The organism is Billgrantia kenyensis, assembly GCF_013697085.1.
Taxonomy (GTDB): Bacteria; Pseudomonadota; Gammaproteobacteria; order Pseudomonadales; family Halomonadaceae; genus Halomonas; species Halomonas kenyensis.
Window position 1 is genome coordinate 1 of the sequence record NZ_JACEFT010000071.1, and the last position, 1,926, is coordinate 1,926.

Here is a 1,926-nt window from a genome sequence, read left to right on the forward strand (position 1 = left end):
CGTGTGCGCCAGGCATGGCGCGCAGCGCCTTACTGGCGCTGTTCCCGAGGGTGGTGCCTCGGGATGACTTGGGGGTGAAAGTCCCCTGCACGCCCGGCAAGGGGAAGTGCTAGCTACGGCAAGGGTGTCTCCCGTGAGGGGGAATCTGAAGGAAGCCCGAAGCAAAACGCTGGCCTGACGAACAGGAAGCGGATACGAGGCGACATGGCGGGGTGAGGTGGCACGCATCACCAAAGCCCGGTACTTGCACAGAACGCCATGACGTAGATCCGACAGGCATAAGCGGGAAGGTCGCGCGTCTTACCCTGGGAGGTCTGGTGGTCTGCCACGGTGCTACCGGCGTCGAGAGGCGACGGGATGGGCCACCAGACGTCAGCAGAGGCCATAGTAAGTGCCGGTTCACCGCGGCACCAAGGGCCGAACATGAAGAACCGCGAGTAGGCGATGACGTCTCGAGGATCGATCATGAAGACAGACACTGGCGCTGATACCGTCACCCACCTAGAGGGGCAGAGGCGGAACCCCGAGTCCCGGCCGGTGGGCGTCGAGACGGTCCCGGCGACGTCATCGTGGACGAAAGTGGAGCCCGCCCCGCTCATGGAGGCCGTAGTAGAGAAGGCCAACATGGCGCGGGCTTACCGCAGGGTGGTCGCCAACAAGGGGGCGCCGGGAGCCGATGGCATGCCGGTGGACCAGTTGGCCGACCACCTGAAACAACACTGGCCGACGCTGCGCGAGCGGCTGTTGGCCGGTGAGTACCACCCCAGCCAGATCCGAGCCGTCGAGATTCCCAAGCCCAAGGGCGGGATGCGACAGCTTGGCATCCCCACGGTCACCGACCGGCTGATCCAGCAGGCGCTGCTTCAGGTGCTGACGCCGCTCTTCGATCCGGGTTTCTCCGCATCGAGTTACGGCTACCGGCCTGGGCGCAGTGCCCAGCAGGCCGTCTCGGCGATGAAGGCCCATGTCACCGCCGGCCACCGTTGGGTGGTCGACCTCGACCTGGAAGCCTTCTTCGACCGGGTAAACCATGACCTGCTGATGGCCCGGGTCGCGCGCCGCGTTCGCGACAGGCGGGTATTGCGCTTGATCCGACGCTATCTGGAAGCCGGGACGTTCCAGGACGGCCTGGTCGCGCCACGCCGGCAGGGAACACCCCAGGGCGGACCGCTGAGTCCGCTACTGGCGAATATCCTGCTGGATGACGTGGACAAGGAACTGGAACACCGCGGCCACCGCTTCTGCCGCTACGCCGACGACATGCAGGTCTATGTCAGGAGTCGGCGAGCGGGCGAGCGCGTCATGGTCAGTCTGAGTGATTTTCTCGAGAGCTCACTCAGGCTGACGGTCAATCGCGACAAGAGTGCGGTGGACCGACCTTGGAACCGAGGGTATCTGGGCTACACGCTGACCCGACACAAGCGGCCGAAGCTGACGCTGGCCAAGGCCAGCTTGCAGCGCCTGATGCAGCGTGTCCGCGACATCCTCAAGCGAGGCAGGGGGCGCAACATCCAACGAGTTGTCGAAGAGCTGACACCGGTCTTGCGGGGCTGGGCCAGCTACGTTGCTCTCGTTGATGTGAAGCGCCCGTTGGAAGCGTTGGATGGCTGGATACGTCGCCGATTGCGCTGCGTAATCTGGCGGCAGTGGAAACGCCCGCGGACCCGGCGCCGCAAGCTCCTGGCGCTGGGCCTGGACGATCAGCGTGCCTGGAAGTCGGCGGGAAACGGGCGAGGAGCCTGGTGGAATGCGGGCGCCTCGCACATGAACCAGGTTCTACCGCGGAAGTGGTTCGACAGACTGGGTCTGATCTCGGTACTCGATACGGTAAGAAGGCTTAATCGTTCTTCGTGAACCGCCGTGGTACGGACCCGTATGCCCGGTGGTGTGAGAGGACGGGGGAGGCGACTCCCCCTCCTACTCGAT

1 protein-coding gene is annotated in these 1,926 nt (G+C 64.7%); it reads left to right on the forward strand.

Going from position 1 to position 1,926, the window contains the following annotated elements:
* The first annotated feature begins 465 nt into the window (after window positions 1-465).
* Entirely contained in the window at window positions 466-1,854 is a 1,389-nt protein-coding gene (ltrA, locus tag H1D44_RS20610) for a group II intron reverse transcriptase/maturase (RefSeq protein WP_181517138.1), read from the forward strand.
* Window positions 1,855-1,926 lie beyond the last annotated feature (72 nt).

Excerpts from the sequence above, each read along its gene's own strand:
- ltrA (WP_181517138.1), top strand. The coding sequence starts at position 466 with ATGAAGACAGACACTGGCGCTGATACCGTCACCCACCTAGAGGGGCAG.